This is a genomic window from Streptomyces sp. NPDC085481 (assembly GCF_044541845.1).
Taxonomy (GTDB): domain Bacteria; phylum Actinomycetota; class Actinomycetes; order Streptomycetales; family Streptomycetaceae; genus Streptomyces.
Genome location: NZ_JBITTJ010000005.1, coordinates 81,383 through 97,967 on the forward strand (window position 1 = coordinate 81,383; position 16,585 = coordinate 97,967).

Consider the following 16,585-nt stretch of genomic DNA (forward strand, 5'->3'; position numbering starts at 1 on the left):
GATTGAACCTACGAACCTCGCCTCACCCCTCGTCATCGTCTGCAAGGAGCGCGCCGGTGGAAAGCCCGGTCAAGGACATACCCGTGGCCACCGCCACCGCCCCCGGCGCGACCCGGGCCCCGGCTCCGGCTTCCGCCGCCAAGGGTGGGCGGTTCGGGCCCGTCGCCCTCGTCGTCGCCGGCGGGCTCTCCGTACAGTTCGGGTCCGCCGTCGCCGTTCTGCTCATGCCCCGGGCCGGCGCCCTCGGCGTCGTCACGCTGCGGCTCGTGCTCGCCGCCGCCGTGCTGCTCGTGGTCTGCCGGCCGCGCGTCCGCGGCTACGGCCGCGCCGACTGGGGGACCGTGCTCGCCTTCGGCGCCGCCATGTCCGGCATGAACATCCTCTTCTACCTCGCCGTGGACCGGATCCCGCTCGGTGCGGCCGTCACCCTCGAAGTGCTCGGCCCGCTGGCCCTCTCCGTCGTCGCCTCGCGCCGCCTGGTCAACCTGCTCTGGGCCGGGCTCGCCCTCGGCGGCGTGGTGCTGCTCAGCGGCGGCGGTTTCGACCGGCTCGACGCCGCGGGTGCCGGGTTCGCCCTGGCCGCCGGTGCGATGTGGGCGACGTACATCGTCTTCAGCGCGCGTACCGGCCGCCGATTCCCGCAGGCGGACGGGCTCGCCCTCGCGATGGCCTTCGGCGCGGTGCTCAGCCTGCCGTTCGGCATCGCGGAGGCGGGGGACCGGCTGCTCGTACCGTCGACGATCGGGCTCGGTCTCGCCGTCGCCCTGATGTCCTCGGTGCTGCCCTACACCCTCGAACTCCTCGCCCTGCGGCGCCTCCCCGCCCCCACCTTCGCCATCCTCATGAGCCTGGAACCGGCCATCGCCGCCACCGCCGGCTTCCTCGTCCTGCACCAGGCGCTCGGTGTGACGGACGCCCTCGCCATCGGGCTGGTGATCGCGGCGAGCATGGGCGCGGTACGGAGCCAGGTCGCCCGCTCCCGTTGACCTTCGACCCGCGGGAGGGCCCCCGCCGCACCACCCGAGGCCGGCGCGACCGGGCCCCGGTGTCCGCACCCGGGGCGCCGGGCGGGCGCCTGACCGGGGCCTTGGCGGGCGGCCGGCGGCGGCCCGGGTGCGGACGTGCGGCCCGCGCCGGGGCGGGTACGGGGGAAGCCCGGCCCCGGCGCGGGAGTCTGGGAATGCCGGAGGCATCCCCGGCCCGGAGAGACACGGCCTGGGCCTAGGCCCAGAACGCCCCTGCGTCGGCCGCCACGTCGCCCAGGTACGCCTCGCGGCCCGCGGTCACCCTGCCCTTGGGCCAGGTCAGGACGTGGACCGTGTCCGCGGCCAGGGTGCGCTGGGCCGCTCCTACGTCTGAGGGCCGTTCCTTTGAGGGCCGTTCCTCGGAGAGCGGTTCCTCTGGAGTCGTTCCTCCGGGAGTCGCTCCTCGGCGGTCCGGGGCCCCGGGAAAATCATGCAAGCGTGCTTGATTGTTTCCCGGGGCCCTGCCATGCTCCTCGGCACACGCCCGTGACCGCCGTCCCCGAGGGGAGCGCTCCGTGTCCGACCCCGCCGTCGTCCTCGACGATCTGCGTGCCGAGAGCGAGGAAGTCGACGCCCTCGTAGGGGAGTTGACCGAAGACCAATGGGCGACGCCGACCCCCGCGCCCGGCTGGACGGTCGCCCACCAGATCGCCCACCTCGCCTGGACCGACCGGGCCGCGCTGCTCGCCGCGACCGACCCCGAGGCCTTCGCCGCCGAGGCTGCCAAGGCCCTCGCCGCGCCGGACCGCTTCGTCGACGAGGGCGCCGAGGAGGGCGCGGCCCTGCCTCCCGCCGAGCTGCTCGCCCGGTGGCGCGAGGTCCGCGAGCGCCTCCACCAGGTGCTGCGCGAGGCCCCGCCCGGCGCCCGCTTCCCCTGGTACGGGCCCGCCATGAGCGCCCCCTCCCTCGCCACCGCCCGGCTCATGGAGACCTGGGCGCACGGCCAGGACGTGGCCGACGCCCTCGGAGCCGTACGCGAGCCCACCGCCCGGCTGCGGCACGTGGCCTGGATCGGGCTCCGGGCCCGGGACTACGCGTACCTCGTCCGCGGCCTCACCCCGCCGGCCGACCCCTTCCGCCTCGAACTGACCGCCCCCGACGGCGAGATGTGGTCGTACGGCCCCGAGGACGCGCCCCAGCGCATCGAAGGCCCCGCCCTCGACTTCTGCCTCCTCGTCACCCAGCGCGTCCACCGCGCCGACACCGCGCTCGTCGCCCGCGGCGCCGACGCCGAGCACTGGCTCACCATCGCCCAGGCCTTCGCGGGCCCGGCGGGTCCGGGCCGGGCCCCTCAGGGGGACGCGTCGTGATCCTCCGGATCGGCAACGCCTCCGGCTTCTACGGCGACCGCTTCGACGCCGTACGCGAGATGCTCACCGGCGGCGGACTCGACGTGCTCACCGGGGACTACCTCGCCGAGCTGACCATGCTCATCCTCGGCCGCGACCTCCTCAAGGACCCCACCACCGGCTACGCCAAGACCTTCCTGCGCCAGATGGAGGAGGGCCTCGGCCTCGCCCACGAGCGCGGGGTGAGGATCGTCGCCAACGCGGGCGGCCTCAACCCGGCCGGACTCGCCGACGCCCTGCGCGCCCTCGCCGAACGCCTCGGCGTCCCCGCCCGGATCGCCCACGTCGAGGGCGACCGGCTCCCCGCCGAGAAGGGCGTCCTCGCGGCCAACGCCTACCTCGGCGGCGCCGGCATCGCCGCCTGCCTCGACGCGGGCGCCGACGTCGTCGTCACCGGCCGCGTCACCGACGCCGCCCTCGTCACCGGGCCCGCGCAGTGGTTCTTCGGCTGGGGGCCCGAGGAGTACGACCGGCTCGCGGGCGCGGTCGTCGCCGGCCACGTCCTGGAGTGCGGCACCCAGGCCACCGGCGGCAACTACGCCTTCTTCACCGGCCACGACGTGCGCCGCCCCGGCTTCCCGCTCGCCGAACTCCACGAGGACGGCAGCGCGGTGATCACCAAGCACCCCGGCACCGGCGGCCTCGTCGACACCGGCACCGTCACCGCCCAGCTCCTCTACGAGACGGCGGGCGCCCGCTACGCCGGGCCGGACGTCACCGCCCGCCTCGACACCGTGCGGCTCACCCAGGACGGCCCCGACCGGGTCAGGATCGACGGCGTACGCGGCGAGGCGCCGCCCCCGACCCTCAAGGCGGGCCTCTGCCGGCTCGGCGGCTTCCGCAACGAGGTCGTCTTCGTGCTCACCGGCCTCGACATCGACGCGAAGGCGGCCCTGGTCCGCGCGCAGATCGAGGACGCGCTGGAGCGGGAGGCGAAGTCCCGTCCCGCGCAGGTGAGGTGGGAGCTCGCCCGCACCGACCACCCCGACGCCGACACCCAGGAGACCGCGAGCGCCCTGCTCCGGCTCGTCGTCCGCGACCAGGACCCCGAGGCCGTCGGCCGCGCCCTGACCGCAGCGGCGATCGAGCTCGCCCTCGCGAGCTACCCCGGCTTCCACGTCACCGCCCCGCCCGGCAAGGGCGCCCCCTACGGCGTCTTCGAGACCGCGTACGTCCCGGCCGGCGAGGTCCCGCACACGGCCGTGCTGCCCGACGGGACCCGCGCCCCCGTCCCCGTACCGCCGCGGACCCGCCCCCTCGCACCCGTACCGCGACCGCCGCTGCCCGAGCCGCTCCCCGACGGGCCGGTCCGGCGCGCTCCGCTCGGCCTCGTCGCGGGCGCCCGCAGCGGCGACAAGGGCGGCGACGCGAACGTCGGGGTGTGGGTTCGCGACGACCGGGCCTGGCGCTGGCTCGCCCACTACCTCACCACCGACCGCTTCAGGCGACTCCTGCCCGAGACCGCCGGGTCGAGCGTGGAGCGCCACCTGCTCCCCGACCTGCGGGCGGTCAACTTCACCGTGACCGGACTCCTCGGCGAGGGCGTCGCGTCCCGGTCCCGCTTCGACCCGCAGGCCAAGGGCCTCGGCGAATGGCTCCGCTCCCGGCACGTGGACCTACCGGAGGAACTCCTGTGACCGTCCTCGCCTCCGCCCTCGACACCGGCGGACCCGACTACGAGGCCCACCGCACGGCCATGCTGGAGAAGCTGGCCGCCCTCGACGCCGAGCACGCCAAGGCGCTCGCGGGCGGCGGCGAGAAGTACACCGAACGGCACCGGGGGCGCGGCAAGCTGCTCGCCCGCGAGCGGATCGAGCTGCTCGTCGACCGCGACACCCCGTTCCTCGAGCTCTCCCCGCTCGCCGCCTGGGGCAGCGACTACCCCGTCGGCGCGTCGATCGTCACCGGCATCGGGGTCGTCGAGGGCGTCGAGTGCCTGATCACCGCCAACGACCCCACCGTGCGCGGCGGCGCTTCCAACCCCTGGACGCTGAAGAAGGCGCTGCGCGCCAACGAGATCGCGTACGCCAACCGGCTCCCCGTCATCTCGCTCGTCGAGTCCGGCGGCGCGGACCTGCCCTCCCAGAAGGAGATCTTCATCCCCGGCGGGGCGCTCTTCCGCGACCTGACCAGGCTCTCCGCCGCCGGCATCCCGACGATCGCGATCGTCTTCGGCAACTCGACGGCCGGCGGGGCGTACGTCCCCGGGATGTCCGACCACACCGTGATGATCAAGGAGCGTTCGAAGGTGTTCCTCGGCGGGCCGCCGCTGGTGAGGATGGCGACCGGCGAGGAGAGCGACGACGAGTCGCTCGGCGGCGCGGAGATGCACGCCCGGGTCTCCGGCCTCGCCGACCACTACGCCGTCGACGAGCCCGACGCCCTGCGCCGGGCCCGGAGGATCGTGGCCCGTCTCAACCACCGCAAGGCCCACCCGGACCCGCTCGTGGCGCCGCCTCCCAGGTACGACGAGGAGGAGCTCCTCGGCATCGTCCCCGGCGACCTGAAGACCCCCTTCGACCCGCGCGAGGTCATCGCCCGCATCGTGGACGGCTCCGACTTCGACGAGTTCAAGCCGCTGTACGGGCCGAGCCTGGTGACCGGCTGGGCGAACCTGCACGGCTACCCGGTCGGCATCCTCGCCAACGCCCAGGGCGTGCTCTTCTCCGCCGAGTCGCAGAAGGCGGCCCAGTTCATCCAGCTAGCCAACCAGCGCGACATCCCGCTGCTGTTCCTGCACAACACCACCGGCTACATGGTCGGCAAGGAGTACGAGCAGGGCGGCATCATCAAGCACGGCGCGATGATGATCAACGCGGTCTCGAACTCGCGCGTGCCGCACCTGTCCGTCCTGATGGGCGCGTCGTACGGCGCGGGCCACTACGGCATGTGCGGCCGCGCCTACGACCCGCGCTTCCTCTTCGCCTGGCCCGGCGCCAAGTCGGCCGTCATGGGCCCGCAGCAGCTCGCCGGCGTGCTCTCCATCGTGGCCCGCGCCTCGGCGGAGGCGAAGGGGCAGCCGTACGACGAGGAGCAGGACGCGGGCATGCGGGCGTTCGTCGAGGCGCAGATCGAGTCCGAGTCGCTGCCGATGTTCCTCTCCGGCCGGCTGTACGACGACGGGGTCATCGACCCGCGCGACACGCGCACCGTCCTCGGGCTCTGCCTTTCCGCGATCCACACGGCACCGGTCGAGGGCGCGCGCGGCGGCTTCGGCGTCTTCCGAATGTGAGGCCTGTGCGCATGACCGAGATGATGTCGACCGTCCTCGTGGCGAACCGCGGCGAGATCGCCTGCCGGGTCTTCCGCACCTGCCGTGAGCTGGGCATCGCCACGGTCGCGGTGTACTCCGACGCGGACGCCGACGCCCTGCACGTACGCGAGGCCGACGCGGCGGTACGGCTGCCGGGCGCGTCGCCCGCGGAGACCTACCTGCGCGGCGACCTGGTGGTGAAGGCCGCCCTGGCGGCGGGCGCCGACGCGGTCCACCCCGGCTACGGCTTCCTCTCCGAGAACGCCGACTTCGCCCGGGAGGTGGCGGCGGCGGGTCTGGTGTGGATCGGCCCGCCGCCGGCGGCGATCGAGGCGATGGCGTCGAAGACGCGGGCCAAGGAGCTGCTCGGCGTGGCCCCCCTGGCCGACGTGACGGAGGCGGACCTGCCGGTCCTGGTGAAGGCGGCGGCGGGCGGCGGAGGCCGCGGGATGCGCGTCGTACGCGAACTGTCGCTGCTGGACGCGGAGCTGGCGGCAGCCTCGGCAGAGGCCCTGAGCGCCTTCGGGGACGGCGAGGTCTTCGTGGAGCCGTACGTGGAGAACGGCCGCCACGTCGAGGTGCAGATCCTCGCCGACGGCCACGGCACCGTGTGGACCCTCGGCACCCGTGACTGCTCCCTCCAGCGCCGCCACCAGAAGGTCGTCGAGGAGGCCCCGGCCCCCGGCCTGCCGCCCGGCCTGGCCGAGTCGCTGTACGAACGGTCGGCGGCGGCCGCGAAGGCGGTGGGCTACGTCGGCGCGGGCACGGTCGAGTTCCTGGTCGCGGACGGCCGCGCGCACTTCCTGGAGATGAACACGCGGCTGCAGGTGGAGCACCCGGTGACGGAGGAGGTGTACGGCGTCGACCTCGTCGCGCTCCAGCTCCGGGTCGCCCAGGGAGCGGAACTCCCCGCCGAGCCGCCGCCCCCGCAGGGCCACGCCATCGAGGCCCGCCTGTACGCGGAGGACCCGGCGGGCGGCTGGACCCCGCAGACCGGCGTGCTGCACGCGCTGGAGCTGGGCGGCGCCGGAGTCCGCGTCGACACCGGCTACGCCTCCGGCGACTCCGTCGGCGTCCACTACGACGCGATGCTCGCCAAGGTCGTCGTCCACGCCCCGACCCGCGCCGAGGCCACCCGCAAGCTGGCCCACGCCCTGGAACGCGCCCGCGTCCACGGCCCCGCGACCAACCGCGACCTGCTGGTCGCCTCCCTCCGGCACCCCGACTTCGCGGACCCGGCGCGCCTGGGCACCGGCTTCTACGAGCGGCACCTGGCGGAGCTGACCGCTCCCGTGCCGGGTGAGGCGGAGGCCGCGGTGGCGGCGGCGCTGGCGGAGGCGGCCGGGAACGGGACCCGGTTCGGCGGCGGTTGGCGCAACGTACGGTCCCAGGACGAGACGCGGACGTACGGGAAGCAGGAGGTCCGCTACCGCCCGGCGAGGGGCGGCGGCTACGAGGTGACGTCCCACCCGGGCATCCGCGTGGTGGCCGTGGCCCCTGACCGGGTCCGCCTGGAAGTGGCCGGAGTGGCCCGGAACTTCGAGGTGGCGAGCTACGAGGACGGATCGCTCCACGTCGGCCGCCACCGCCTCACCCCGGCCCCCCGCTTCCCGGACCCGACCACCCAGCAGCAACCGGGCTCGCTCCTGGCCCCCATGCCGGGCACGGTCGTCCGCGTGGCGGACGGCCTGGCGGTCGGCGACCGGGTCGAGGCCGGCCGGCCCCTGCTCTGGCTGGAGGCCATGAAGATGGAACACCGGGTCATCGCACCCGCCTCCGGCACGCTCACCGCGCTCCACGCCGCCCCCGGCCGCCAGGTCGAGGTAGGCGCCCTGCTAGCCGTCGTCACGACCGAAGCACAGGAGGACCGAACCCCATGAGCAGCAGCCTGATCGAGTCGCCGGAACACACCGCACTCCGAGCCGCCGTCTCCGCCCTGGGCCACCGCCACGGCCCCGGCTTCGACCGGGCGACGCTGTGGGCGGAGGCCGGAAAGCTCGGCTACCTGGGCGTGAACCTGCCCGAGGAGTACGGCGGCGGTGGCGGCGGCATGGCCGAGCTGTCCATCGTCCTGGAGGAGGCGGGCGCGGCCGGCGCGCCGCTCCTGATGATGGTGGTGTCGCCCGCGATCTGCGGCACGGTGATCTCCCGCTTCGGCACCGAGGCGCAGAAGGCCGCCTGGCTGCCCGGCCTCGCCGACGGAAGCCGCACGATGGCCTTCGGCATCACGGAGCCGGACGCGGGCTCCAACTCCCACCGCATCACGACGACGGCCACGCGCACGGAGGACGGCTGGGTCCTGAACGGCCGGAAGGTCTTCGTCTCGGGCGTGGACATCGCGGACGCCACCCTCGTCGTCGGCCGCACCTCCGACGCCCGTACGGGCAACCTGAAGGCCTGCCTGTTCATCGTCCCGCGCGAGACCCCCGGCTTCGAACGCCACCGGATCGACATGGAACTGGCAGCGGAAGAGAAGCAGTTCGAGCTGACCCTGAACGACGTCCACCTTCCCGCCGACGCCCTGGTCGGCGACGAGGACGCGGGCCTCCTCCAGCTCTTCGCGGGCCTCAACCCCGAGCGCATCATGACCGCCGCCTTCGCGATCGGCATGGGCCGCTACGCCCTCGCCCAGGCGGTGAAGTACGCCAAGGAACGCCAGGTCTGGAAGACCCCGATCGGCGCCCACCAGGCCATCGCCCACCCCCTGGCCCAGGCCCACATCGAACTGGAACTGGCCCGCCTGATGATGCAGAAGGCCGCCGCCCTCTACGACGCGGGCGACGACATGGCCGCGGGCGAGGCGGCGAACATGGCCAAGTACGCGGCTGCCGAGGCCTGCGTCCACGCCGTCGACCAGTCCGTCCACACCCTCGGCGGCAACGGCCTCACCCGCGAGTTCGGCCTGGCCCGCCTGATCACGGCGGCCCGGGTGGCCCGCATCGCCCCGGTGAGCAGGGAGATGATCCTCAACTTCGTCTCCCACCAGACCCTGGGCCTCCCCAAGTCGTACTGAGAAGGGGGTAGTACCCGGGTATGACCTCGCACCTGGCTCCCGGGTGCGACGACGGCGGCACCGTGGGGGGAGGAGAGTGCGGGGCGTCAGCCGAACACGAGCGAGGAGCCGTCACCGATGCCCCCGATCCGCCCTGCCGTCCGCAGCACCGTCCGCACCGCCGCCCGCGCCTTCCTGGCCCTCCCGGCCGGCCTCGCGGCGGTCGTGCTGACCCTGACCGGTCAGCCCGGCCGGGCCGCGCGGCTACAGGCCCGGATCACCGGCACCCACGGCTGGACCGGCGGCCGGGTGCTGGGCCGGGCCGTCCTCGGACTGCCCCTGGACGCGGCGGCGTTCGTCCTGGTCGGCTACGCGCTGTTCAACTCGGTCCGCAACTTCGGCTACCCGGTCTGGTACCTGGACACCGACTACCACCAGGCCTGGGGCGGCCCGACCATGGCCGGCGTCTGGGCGGTCCACGCGGGCGGCTGGCTGGTCTGCCTGGCCGTGCTGCTGCACTGGCCGGTGCGCTGGCTGGCACGGGGCCAGCAGGCGCTCGCCCGCCGCGTCACGGCCGACCCCGAGGCGACGGCCGGGACCCCGCTCCGGGTGTAGCTCCGGCTCCGGGGCCGCGGAATACTCGGCTGCAACTGAGGCCGGCCCGCCCATAGGATCCTCGTTCGAGGCGCTGGCATGGCGCCCTGCCGACAGTCGGCACTCAACGGACCGAGGATGCGTGGCGCAATGAGCAGCCGACTCTTCGCAATCTCCTTCGACGCGCACCAGCCCGAGCGCCTAGCGCATTTCTGGTCCGGCGTCCTGGGCTTGGAGAGAGCCGAGGATTCTTACGACGGCGTCGCCTTGCTGTCCGGGAATGACGCCGCCTACCGCCTCGGCTTCCGTCCCTCCCAGGTGCACAAGGTCGCCCAGAACCGGCTGCACTTCGACCTGACCAGCTCCTCCCTGGAGAACCAGCGGGAGACCGTGGCCAGGGCGCTCGACCTCGGCGCGCAGCACGCCGACGTCGGCCAGGGAACGGACGTGTCCCATGTGGTGCTCGCCGACCCCGAGGGCAACGAGTTCTGTGTCCTCGAGCCGGGCAACAATTTTCTCGCCGGCTGCGGCTTCATCGGAGCGCTCGCCTGCGATGGTTCGCAGGCCGTGGGCTACTTCTGGAGCGAGGCGCTGGGCTGGCCGCTGGTCTGGGACCAGGACGAGGAGACCGCCATCCAGTCACCGGACGGCGGTACGAAGATCACGTGGGGCGGTCCGCCGCTCATGCCGGACCCCGGCAAGGACCTGCACTTGGACCTCGTCCCGGAGGGCGATCGGCAAGCAGAGGTCGAGCGCCTGCTCTCCCTCGGGGCGAAGCGTCTCGACTCCGCCCACGGCGGGAACGACGCGGTGCTGCTGGCCGACCCCGACGGCAACGAGTTCCGCGTGCTCACGCGCCGGTGAAGCCGGAACCAAGGGAGCCGCGGTAGGCGTTGCTGCTGCGGGGTCGTCGATGCTGTGCGGGACGGTCGCATCTGACGTGACCTCGGCACGTCTTGCGGCCCGCTCCCCCTTCGGGAGCGGGTCGTTCCCTTCTCCAAGAATCATGCAGGCGTGCTTGATTGTTTCTCGGGGTGCTGACAAGGTCTCCCCAAGTCGTGTCGGCACAAGCGATCCTGGCGCCACCATCCACCCAGTCAGGGGGCCAAGCATGGTGTTCCACAGCGAGTACGCGGATGTTCCGGCCGTCTCCCTCCCCATTCACGACGCCGTTCTCGGGCGGGCCGCCGAGTTCGGTGACACGCCGGCCCTGATCGACGGCGCGGGGGAGCTGACGCTCACGTACGGGCAGGTCGACGCGTTTCACCGGCGGATCGCCGCCGGGCTCGCCGAGGCGGGGGTCCGCAAGGGTGACGTGCTCGCCCTGCACAGCCCCAACACCGTGTTGTTCCCGGTCGCCTTCTACGCCGCCACGCGCGCCGGGGCGTCCGTCACCACCGTTCACCCGCTGGCGACGCCGGAGGAGTTCGCCAAGCAGCTGCGGGACTCCTCCGCGCGCTGGATCGTCACCGTGTCGCCGCTGCTCGCGACGGCCCGCGCGGCGGCGGAACTCGCGGGCGGGGTCGAGGAGGTGTTCGTCTGCGACACCGCGCCCGAAGCGGACGGCTGCCGGTCGCTGCAGTCGTTCCTCGGCTCCACCGCGGCCGAGCCCGCTCTCGCCTTCGACCCCGACGAGGACGTCGCCGCGCTGCCCTACTCCTCCGGGACGACCGGAGTGCCCAAGGGCGTGATGCTCACGCACGCCTCCATCGCCACCAATCTGGCGCAGCTCGAACCGCTGATACCGATGGCGCCGGGTGAGCGGATCCTGGCCGTCCTGCCCTTCTTCCACGTGTACGGGCTCACCGCCCTGATGAACGCCCCCCTCCGCCGCGGCGCCACCGTCGTCGTGCTGCCCCGCTTCGAGCTCGACGGCTTCCTCGCCGCGATCGAGCAGCACCGCATCGAGGCCCTGTACGTGGCCCCGCCGATCGTTCTCGCGCTCGCCAAGCACCCGGCGGTCGCCGACTACGACCTGTCGTCGCTGCGGTACATCGTCTGCTCCGCCGCCCCGCTGGACGCGGCCCTCGCCGAGGCGTGCTCCGCCCGCCTGGGGCTGCCGCCGATCCGGCAGGCGTACGGCATGACGGAGCTGTCCCCGGCCACGCACGTCGTCCCGCTCTCCGTCGAGGACCCGCCGCCCGGCACGGTCGGCAAGCTGCTGCCCGCGACCCGGATGCGGCTGGTCTCGCTCGACGACCCGGCGCGGGACGCGGCGCCGGGGGAGGAGGGCGAGATCGCCTTCCGGGGGCCGCAGGTCATGAAGGGCTACCTCGGCCGGCCCGAGGCCACCGCCGCCATGGTCGACGAGGACGGGTGGCTGCACACCGGCGACGTCGGGCGGGTCGACGAGGACGGGTGGCTGTACGTCGTCGACCGGGTCAAGGAGCTCATCAAGTACAAGGGCTTCCAGGTCGCCCCGGCCGAGCTCGAGGCCCTGCTGCTCACCCACGAGGGCATCGCCGACGCGGCGGTCATCGGGGTGGGCGACGCGGACGGCGGCGAGATCCCGAAGGCGTTCGTGGTGCGCCAGCCGGCCGCGAAGGAGCTGTCGCCCGACGAGGTCATCGGCTTCGTGGCCGAGCGGGTCGCCCCGTACAAGAAGATCCGGCAGGTGGAGTTCATCGACACCGTGCCCCGAGCGGCGTCGGGCAAGATCCTGCGCCGGGAGCTGAGGGACCGCACATGAGCCAGCCCGGACCGCACACGCCCCTCGTCACCACCGCCTTCGACCGCGGCATCACCACCCTGACCCTGGACTCCCCGTCCAACCGCAACGCGCTCTCCGCCCCCTTGGTCGGCGAGCTCGCCGACGCGCTCACCGCCTGTGGCAAGGACCCCGCGGTCCGTGCCGTGCTGCTCACCCACAGCGGCGGCACGTTCAGCGCGGGCGCGGACCTGAAGGCGCCGCCGGGCCCGTACGCCTTCGTGGACCTGCTCCGGCAGATCGTCGAGCTGCCGAAGCCCGTCGTCGGCCTGGTCACCGGGCACGCGCGGGCGGGCGGCCTCGGGCTGCTCGGCGCGTGCGACGTCGTGCTGGCATCGCCGGACGCGGACTTCGCGCTGACGGAGGTACGGATCGGGGTCGCGCCCGCGGTGATCTCGCTGACGCTGCTGCCGAAACTGGAGCCGCGGGCGGCGGCCCGGTACTACCTGACGGGCGAGCGTTTCGGTGTGCCGGAGGCGCTGCGGATGGGGCTGGTCACGGCGGACGCCGCCGCCCTGGACGGCATCCTCGACGGTCTGCGCAGCGCCTCCCCGCAGGGGCTGCGCGCGTCGAAGCGGCTGGTCACGGCTAGAGTCCTGGAAACCTTCGAGCGGGACGCGGAGGAACTGGTCCAGTTGTCCGCCTCGCTGTTCGCCTCGGCCGAGGCTCGCGAAGGGATGACGGCCTTCCTCGAACGACGGGACCCAGCATGGCGGCTCTGACCGGCCCGAAGCAGGACAGGAGCCGCGCCACCCGGCAGCGGCTCCTGGAGGCCGCGGTGTCCTGCCTTGCCGAGCACGGCTGGGCCGGCTCCACGGTCGCGGTGGTCGCCGAACGGGCCGGCGTGTCGCGGGGCGCCGCGCAGCACCACTTCCCGACCCGTGAGGACCTGTTCACGGCGGCGGTCGAGTACGTCGCCGAGGAACGCTCCCAGGCCCTGCGCACCCTCCCCACCCAGGACCGCCGCGCGGTGGTGTCGGCCCTGGTCGACCTCTACACGGGCCCGCTCTTCCGTGCCGCCCTCCACCTGTGGGTCGCCGCCTCCAACGAGGACCAGCTCCGCCCCCGCGTCACCGAGCTCGAGGCCCGCGTCGGCCGAGAGTCCCACCGCATCGCCGTGGCCCTCCTGGCCGCCGACGAATCCCGGCCCGGCGTCCGCGAATCCGTCCAGGGCCTCCTGGACATGGCCCGCGGCCTGGGCCTGGCCACCCTGCTCACGGACGACCGGGCCCGGCGCGAGCGCGTGGTGAGCCAGTGGACCCGACTCCTGGACGAGGCGCTGGGGTGACCCGGGCCACATCGCCCCACCCCGGCCCGCAGTACGCTGGTCGCATGCTTTCGCTCGTACGTCGTCGCCACGTGGACCTGCTCCGCGTCGCGAGCATGGGCTGTCCGGGTCGCGTCTGACCCCCGCCCCACCCATCGCCCGGCACGGCCCGACAGGGCACGGCACCGGGCGCCGTACACCTCCCGCGGACGCACACAATGAGTTACAGCTCGCAGCTCCCCATCGTCGACCTCTCCGCGGCCGACCGAGGCCCCCAGGCCCGGCGGCTGCTGCACGCCCAGCTTCACTCCGCCGCCCATGACGTGGGCTTCTTCCAGCTCGTCGGGCACGGCGTGACCGAGGGCGAGACGCGGGCGCTGACCTCCGCCATGCGGGCCTTCTTCGCGCTCCCCGAGGCGGACCGGCTGGCCCTGGACACCACGAACTCGCCGCACTTCCGCGGCTACACCCGGATCGGCGACGAGCGCACCGGCGGCTCCCGCGACTGGCGGGACCAGCTCGACATCGGGGCCGAGCGCCCCGCGCACGTACCGGCGCCGGGGGAGCCCCCGTACTGGTGGCTGCAAGGCCCCAACCAGTGGCCCGAGGGCCTGCCCGAGCTGCGGCTCGCCGCGCTGAACTGGATCGAGCGGCTCTCCGGCGTCGCCGAGCGCCTGCTGCACGAGCTGCTCACCTCGATCGGCGCCGCGCCCGACTTCTACGACGACGCCTTCGGCCCCCGCGCCCACCCGCACCTGAAGCTGGTCCGCTACCCCGGCAGCAGCGGCGAGGGCGACGACCAGGGAGTCGGGGCCCACAAGGACTACGGGTTCCTCACCCTGCTCCTCCAGGACCACGTGGGCGGGCTCCAGGTGGAGCGGGAGGACGGGCTGTTCCACGAGGTGCCGCCGCTGCCGGGCGCGTTCGTGGTCAACCTGGGGGAGCTGTTGGAGGTGGCGACGAACGGCTATCTCGTCGCCACCAACCACCGGGTCGTCTCACCGCCCGGTGCGACGGAACGATTCTCCGTCCCGTTCTTCTACAACCCGCGGCTCGACGCCCGCATCGCCCCGCTCCAGTTCCCGTACGCCGCCGCCGCGCCCGGCATCACGGCCGACCCGGCGAACCCGCTGTTCGCCGAGTACGGCCGCAACGAGCTCAAGGGCAAGCTGCGCGCCCACCCCCTGGCCGCGGTCCGCCACCACGCGGACCTGGTCACGGGCGCGGGTCAGCCGGCGATGTCGGCGTAGCCCTCGATGTCGCCCGGGTTGCGCTGCCCCGGCCCCGTGTAGCGGGCGGACGGGCGGACCAGGCGGCCCGTGCGCTTCTGTTCCAGGATGTGCGCCGACCAGCCGGCCGTGCGGGCGCACGTGAACATCGACGTGAACATGTGCGCCGGCACCTCGGCGAAGTCGAGGACGATCGCCGCCCAGAACTCGACGTTCGTGGCGAGGACACGGTCCGGGCGCCGGTTGTGCAGCTCCTCGAGGGCCGCCTGCTCCAGCGCCTCCGCCACCTCGAAGCGCGGCGCCGCCAGCTCCTTCGCCGTGCGACGCAGGACCCGCGCGCGCGGGTCCTCGGCGCGGTAGACGCGGTGGCCGAAGCCCATCAGCCGCTCGCCCTTGTCCAGCGCCTGCCGCACGTACGCCTTCGCGTCACCCGTCCGCTCGATCTCCTCGATCATGCCGAGGACGCGCGACGGCGCGCCGCCGTGCAGCGGACCGGACATGGCGCCCACCGCGCCGCTCAGCGCGGCCGCCACGTCCGCGCCGGTCGAGGCGATGACACGCGCGGTGAAGGTGGAGGCGTTCATGCCGTGCTCGGCGGCCGAGGTCCAGTACGCGTCGACGGCCTTGACGTGCTTCGGGTCCGGCTCGCCGCGCCAGCGGATCATGAACCGCTCGACGACCGACTGAGCCTTGTCGATCTCGCTCTGCGGCACCATCGGCAGCCCCTGCCCGCGTGCCGACTGGGCGACGTAGGACAGGGCCATGACGGCGGCGCGCGCGAGGTCGTCGCGGGCCTGCTCGGCGGAGATGTCCAGGAGCGGCTTCAGACCCCAGACCGGCGCCAGCATGGCGAGCGCGGACTGGACGTCGACGCGGATGTCACCGGAGTGCACGGGGATCGGGAACGGCTCGGCCGCCGGCAGGCCGGGGTTGAACGCGCCGTCGACCAGCAGGCCCCAGACGTTGCCGAAGGAGACGTGGCCGACCAGGTCCTCGATGTCGACCCCGCGGTAGCGGAGGGCGCCGCCCTCCTTGTCGGGTTCGGCGATCTCCGTCTCGAACGCGACGACTCCCTCGAGCCCCGGTACGAAATCGGACATGAGGCGGCTCCTCTATGCGTGTGCGCCGGAACCGATCGATGGCGACCGAGGGGTGGTGATCGATGATCAATCATCCGGCGGGGGGTGGTTGGTGAGACGTAACAGCGATCCAGCCCATGAGTCTGTACGGTTCCGACGATGCGGGGAAGCGTGACATCCGGCACAGTGCGCCGATCCGGCGAGGAAGGGTTAACCACCTGCGGTGCCGGGCAGACTCGGGCGCTACGGCAGGATGGCCCCGTGACCGATGCTCTCGATCCCGCCGACATGCGCGAGCAGTACCGCACCATGGAGCTGACCGTGGCGGATCTCGCCCCCGAACCGATCGAACAGTTCGCACGCTGGTTCAAGGACACCGCCGCCAACCCGGCGATCCACGAACCGAACGCGATGGTCGTCTCCACCGCCACCCCAGACGGCCGCCCGTCCTCCCGCACCGTCCTGCTCAAGCACTACGACGACGCGGGCTTCGTCTTCTACACCAACTACGGCTCCCGCAAGGGCCACGAGCTGACGGCCAACCCGTACATCTCGCTGCTCTTCCCCTGGCACCCGCTCGCCCGCCAGGTCATCGTCACCGGCCGCGCCGCCCGCACCGGCCGCGACGAGACGGTGGCGTACTTCCGCACCCGCCCGCACGGCTCACAGCTCGGGGCCTGGGCCAGCCACCAGTCCTCGGTGATCGAGTCGCGGGCCGAACTCCTCACCCGTTACGAGGAACTGGCCGCCCGCTACCCGGAGGACGAGCAGGTGCCGGTGCCGCCGGAGTGGGGCGGCTTCCGGGTCGTACCGGAGACGGTGGAGTTCTGGCAGGGCCACGAGAACCGCCTGCACGACCGGTTGCGGTACGTGCGGGAGCCGGACGGCGAGTCGTGGCGCGTGGAGCGCCTGTCCCCGTAGACGCCGGGAACCGCGGAGGTCCGGAACCGCGGAGGTCCGGAACCGCGGAGGTCCGGAGACGCGGAGGTCCGGAGACGCGGAGGTCCGGAACCGCGGAGGTCCGGAACCGCGGAGGTCCGGAAACGCAGGCGACCCGTGGGCCTTGGTCCCGTCCACTGCAGTTGGACGG

General features: G+C 73.4%; 14 protein-coding genes. 13 read left to right on the forward strand and 1 reads right to left on the reverse strand.

Annotated features, from left to right (window positions below):
- Positions 1–56 precede the first annotated feature (56 nt).
- The 12 genes from ACIGEZ_RS13255 to ACIGEZ_RS13310 all read left to right on the forward strand — a co-directional run bounded on the left by ACIGEZ_RS13255 (position 57) and on the right by ACIGEZ_RS13310 (position 14,437).
- Positions 57–986, forward strand: a complete 930-nt coding sequence (locus ACIGEZ_RS13255; protein ID WP_399829865.1) for an EamA family transporter — start codon at positions 57–59, stop codon at positions 984–986.
- Between the two features lie 554 nt (positions 987–1,540).
- On the forward strand, positions 1,541–2,335 hold the full coding sequence (locus ACIGEZ_RS13260) for a TIGR03084 family metal-binding protein (RefSeq protein WP_399829868.1): 795 nt from the start codon (positions 1,541–1,543) through the stop codon (positions 2,333–2,335).
- Positions 2,332–4,011: an acyclic terpene utilization AtuA family protein gene (locus tag ACIGEZ_RS13265; protein WP_399829871.1), complete on the forward strand. Its 1,680-nt coding sequence runs from the start codon at positions 2,332–2,334 to the stop codon at positions 4,009–4,011. Before ACIGEZ_RS13260 ends, ACIGEZ_RS13265 begins: the two co-directional genes overlap by 4 nt.
- Positions 4,008–5,606 (forward strand): acyl-CoA carboxylase subunit beta, encoded by a 1,599-nt coding sequence (locus ACIGEZ_RS13270; RefSeq protein ID WP_399829873.1) that lies wholly within the window; start codon positions 4,008–4,010, stop codon positions 5,604–5,606. Before ACIGEZ_RS13265 ends, ACIGEZ_RS13270 begins: the two co-directional genes overlap by 4 nt.
- Positions 5,607–5,626: 20 nt before the next feature.
- Entirely contained in the window at positions 5,627–7,507 is a 1,881-nt protein-coding gene (locus ACIGEZ_RS13275) for an acetyl/propionyl/methylcrotonyl-CoA carboxylase subunit alpha (protein WP_399830580.1), read from the forward strand.
- The gene (locus ACIGEZ_RS13280) at positions 7,504–8,640 is read left to right on the forward strand and encodes an acyl-CoA dehydrogenase family protein (protein ID WP_399829876.1); all 1,137 of its coding nucleotides are present in this window, start codon (positions 7,504–7,506) and stop codon (positions 8,638–8,640) included. The genes ACIGEZ_RS13275 and ACIGEZ_RS13280 overlap by 4 nt, the downstream gene beginning before the upstream one ends.
- Positions 8,641–8,757: 117 nt before the next feature.
- Positions 8,758–9,234, forward strand: a complete 477-nt coding sequence (locus ACIGEZ_RS13285; protein ID WP_399829879.1) for a hypothetical protein — start codon at positions 8,758–8,760, stop codon at positions 9,232–9,234.
- 129 nt (positions 9,235–9,363) lie between these two features.
- The gene (locus ACIGEZ_RS13290; RefSeq protein ID WP_399829882.1) at positions 9,364–10,077 is read left to right on the forward strand and encodes a VOC family protein; all 714 of its coding nucleotides are present in this window, start codon (positions 9,364–9,366) and stop codon (positions 10,075–10,077) included.
- Between the two features lie 247 nt (positions 10,078–10,324).
- The gene (locus tag ACIGEZ_RS13295; protein WP_399829885.1) at positions 10,325–11,902 is read left to right on the forward strand and encodes a 4-coumarate--CoA ligase family protein; all 1,578 of its coding nucleotides are present in this window, start codon (positions 10,325–10,327) and stop codon (positions 11,900–11,902) included.
- On the forward strand, positions 11,899–12,642 hold the full coding sequence (locus tag ACIGEZ_RS13300) for an enoyl-CoA hydratase family protein (RefSeq protein ID WP_399829888.1): 744 nt from the start codon (positions 11,899–11,901) through the stop codon (positions 12,640–12,642). Before ACIGEZ_RS13295 ends, ACIGEZ_RS13300 begins: the two co-directional genes overlap by 4 nt.
- Positions 12,630–13,208 carry a TetR/AcrR family transcriptional regulator gene (locus ACIGEZ_RS13305; protein WP_399829891.1) on the forward strand — a complete coding sequence of 193 codons (579 nt, stop codon included), beginning with the start codon at positions 12,630–12,632 and terminating at the stop codon, positions 13,206–13,208. Before ACIGEZ_RS13300 ends, ACIGEZ_RS13305 begins: the two co-directional genes overlap by 13 nt.
- A 197-nt stretch (positions 13,209–13,405) precedes the next feature.
- Positions 13,406–14,437: an isopenicillin N synthase family dioxygenase gene (locus tag ACIGEZ_RS13310; protein WP_399829894.1), complete on the forward strand. Its 1,032-nt coding sequence runs from the start codon at positions 13,406–13,408 to the stop codon at positions 14,435–14,437.
- Here the strand turns inward: ACIGEZ_RS13310 and ACIGEZ_RS13315 are convergent.
- The gene (locus tag ACIGEZ_RS13315; RefSeq protein ID WP_399829897.1) at positions 14,416–15,516 is read right to left on the reverse strand and encodes a citrate synthase 2; all 1,101 of its coding nucleotides are present in this window, start codon (positions 15,514–15,516) and stop codon (positions 14,416–14,418) included. The two genes, ACIGEZ_RS13310 and ACIGEZ_RS13315, sit on opposite strands and share 22 nt — an antisense overlap.
- A 267-nt stretch (positions 15,517–15,783) precedes the next feature.
- Here ACIGEZ_RS13315 and pdxH point away from each other — a divergent pair, with 267 nt between their 5' ends.
- Entirely contained in the window at positions 15,784–16,416 is a 633-nt protein-coding gene (gene pdxH, locus ACIGEZ_RS13320) for a pyridoxamine 5'-phosphate oxidase (RefSeq protein ID WP_399830583.1), read from the forward strand.
- The last annotated feature ends 169 nt before the right edge of the window (positions 16,417–16,585 follow it).

Coding starts and splice junctions, on each gene's coding strand:
- ACIGEZ_RS13275 (WP_399830580.1), top strand. CDS start 5,627: ATGATGTCGACCGTCCTCGTGGCGAACCGCGGCGAGATCGCCTGCCGG.
- ACIGEZ_RS13280 (WP_399829876.1), top strand. CDS start 7,504: ATGAGCAGCAGCCTGATCGAGTCGCCGGAACACACCGCACTCCGAGCC.
- ACIGEZ_RS13285 (WP_399829879.1), top strand. CDS start 8,758: ATGCCCCCGATCCGCCCTGCCGTCCGCAGCACCGTCCGCACCGCCGCC.
- ACIGEZ_RS13290 (WP_399829882.1), top strand. CDS start 9,364: ATGAGCAGCCGACTCTTCGCAATCTCCTTCGACGCGCACCAGCCCGAG.
- ACIGEZ_RS13295 (WP_399829885.1), top strand. CDS start 10,325: ATGGTGTTCCACAGCGAGTACGCGGATGTTCCGGCCGTCTCCCTCCCC.
- ACIGEZ_RS13300 (WP_399829888.1), top strand. CDS start 11,899: ATGAGCCAGCCCGGACCGCACACGCCCCTCGTCACCACCGCCTTCGAC.
- ACIGEZ_RS13305 (WP_399829891.1), top strand. CDS start 12,630: ATGGCGGCTCTGACCGGCCCGAAGCAGGACAGGAGCCGCGCCACCCGG.
- ACIGEZ_RS13310 (WP_399829894.1), top strand. CDS start 13,406: ATGAGTTACAGCTCGCAGCTCCCCATCGTCGACCTCTCCGCGGCCGAC.
- ACIGEZ_RS13315 (WP_399829897.1), bottom strand. CDS start 15,516: ATGTCCGATTTCGTACCGGGGCTCGAGGGAGTCGTCGCGTTCGAGACG.
- pdxH (WP_399830583.1), top strand. CDS start 15,784: ATGCGCGAGCAGTACCGCACCATGGAGCTGACCGTGGCGGATCTCGCC.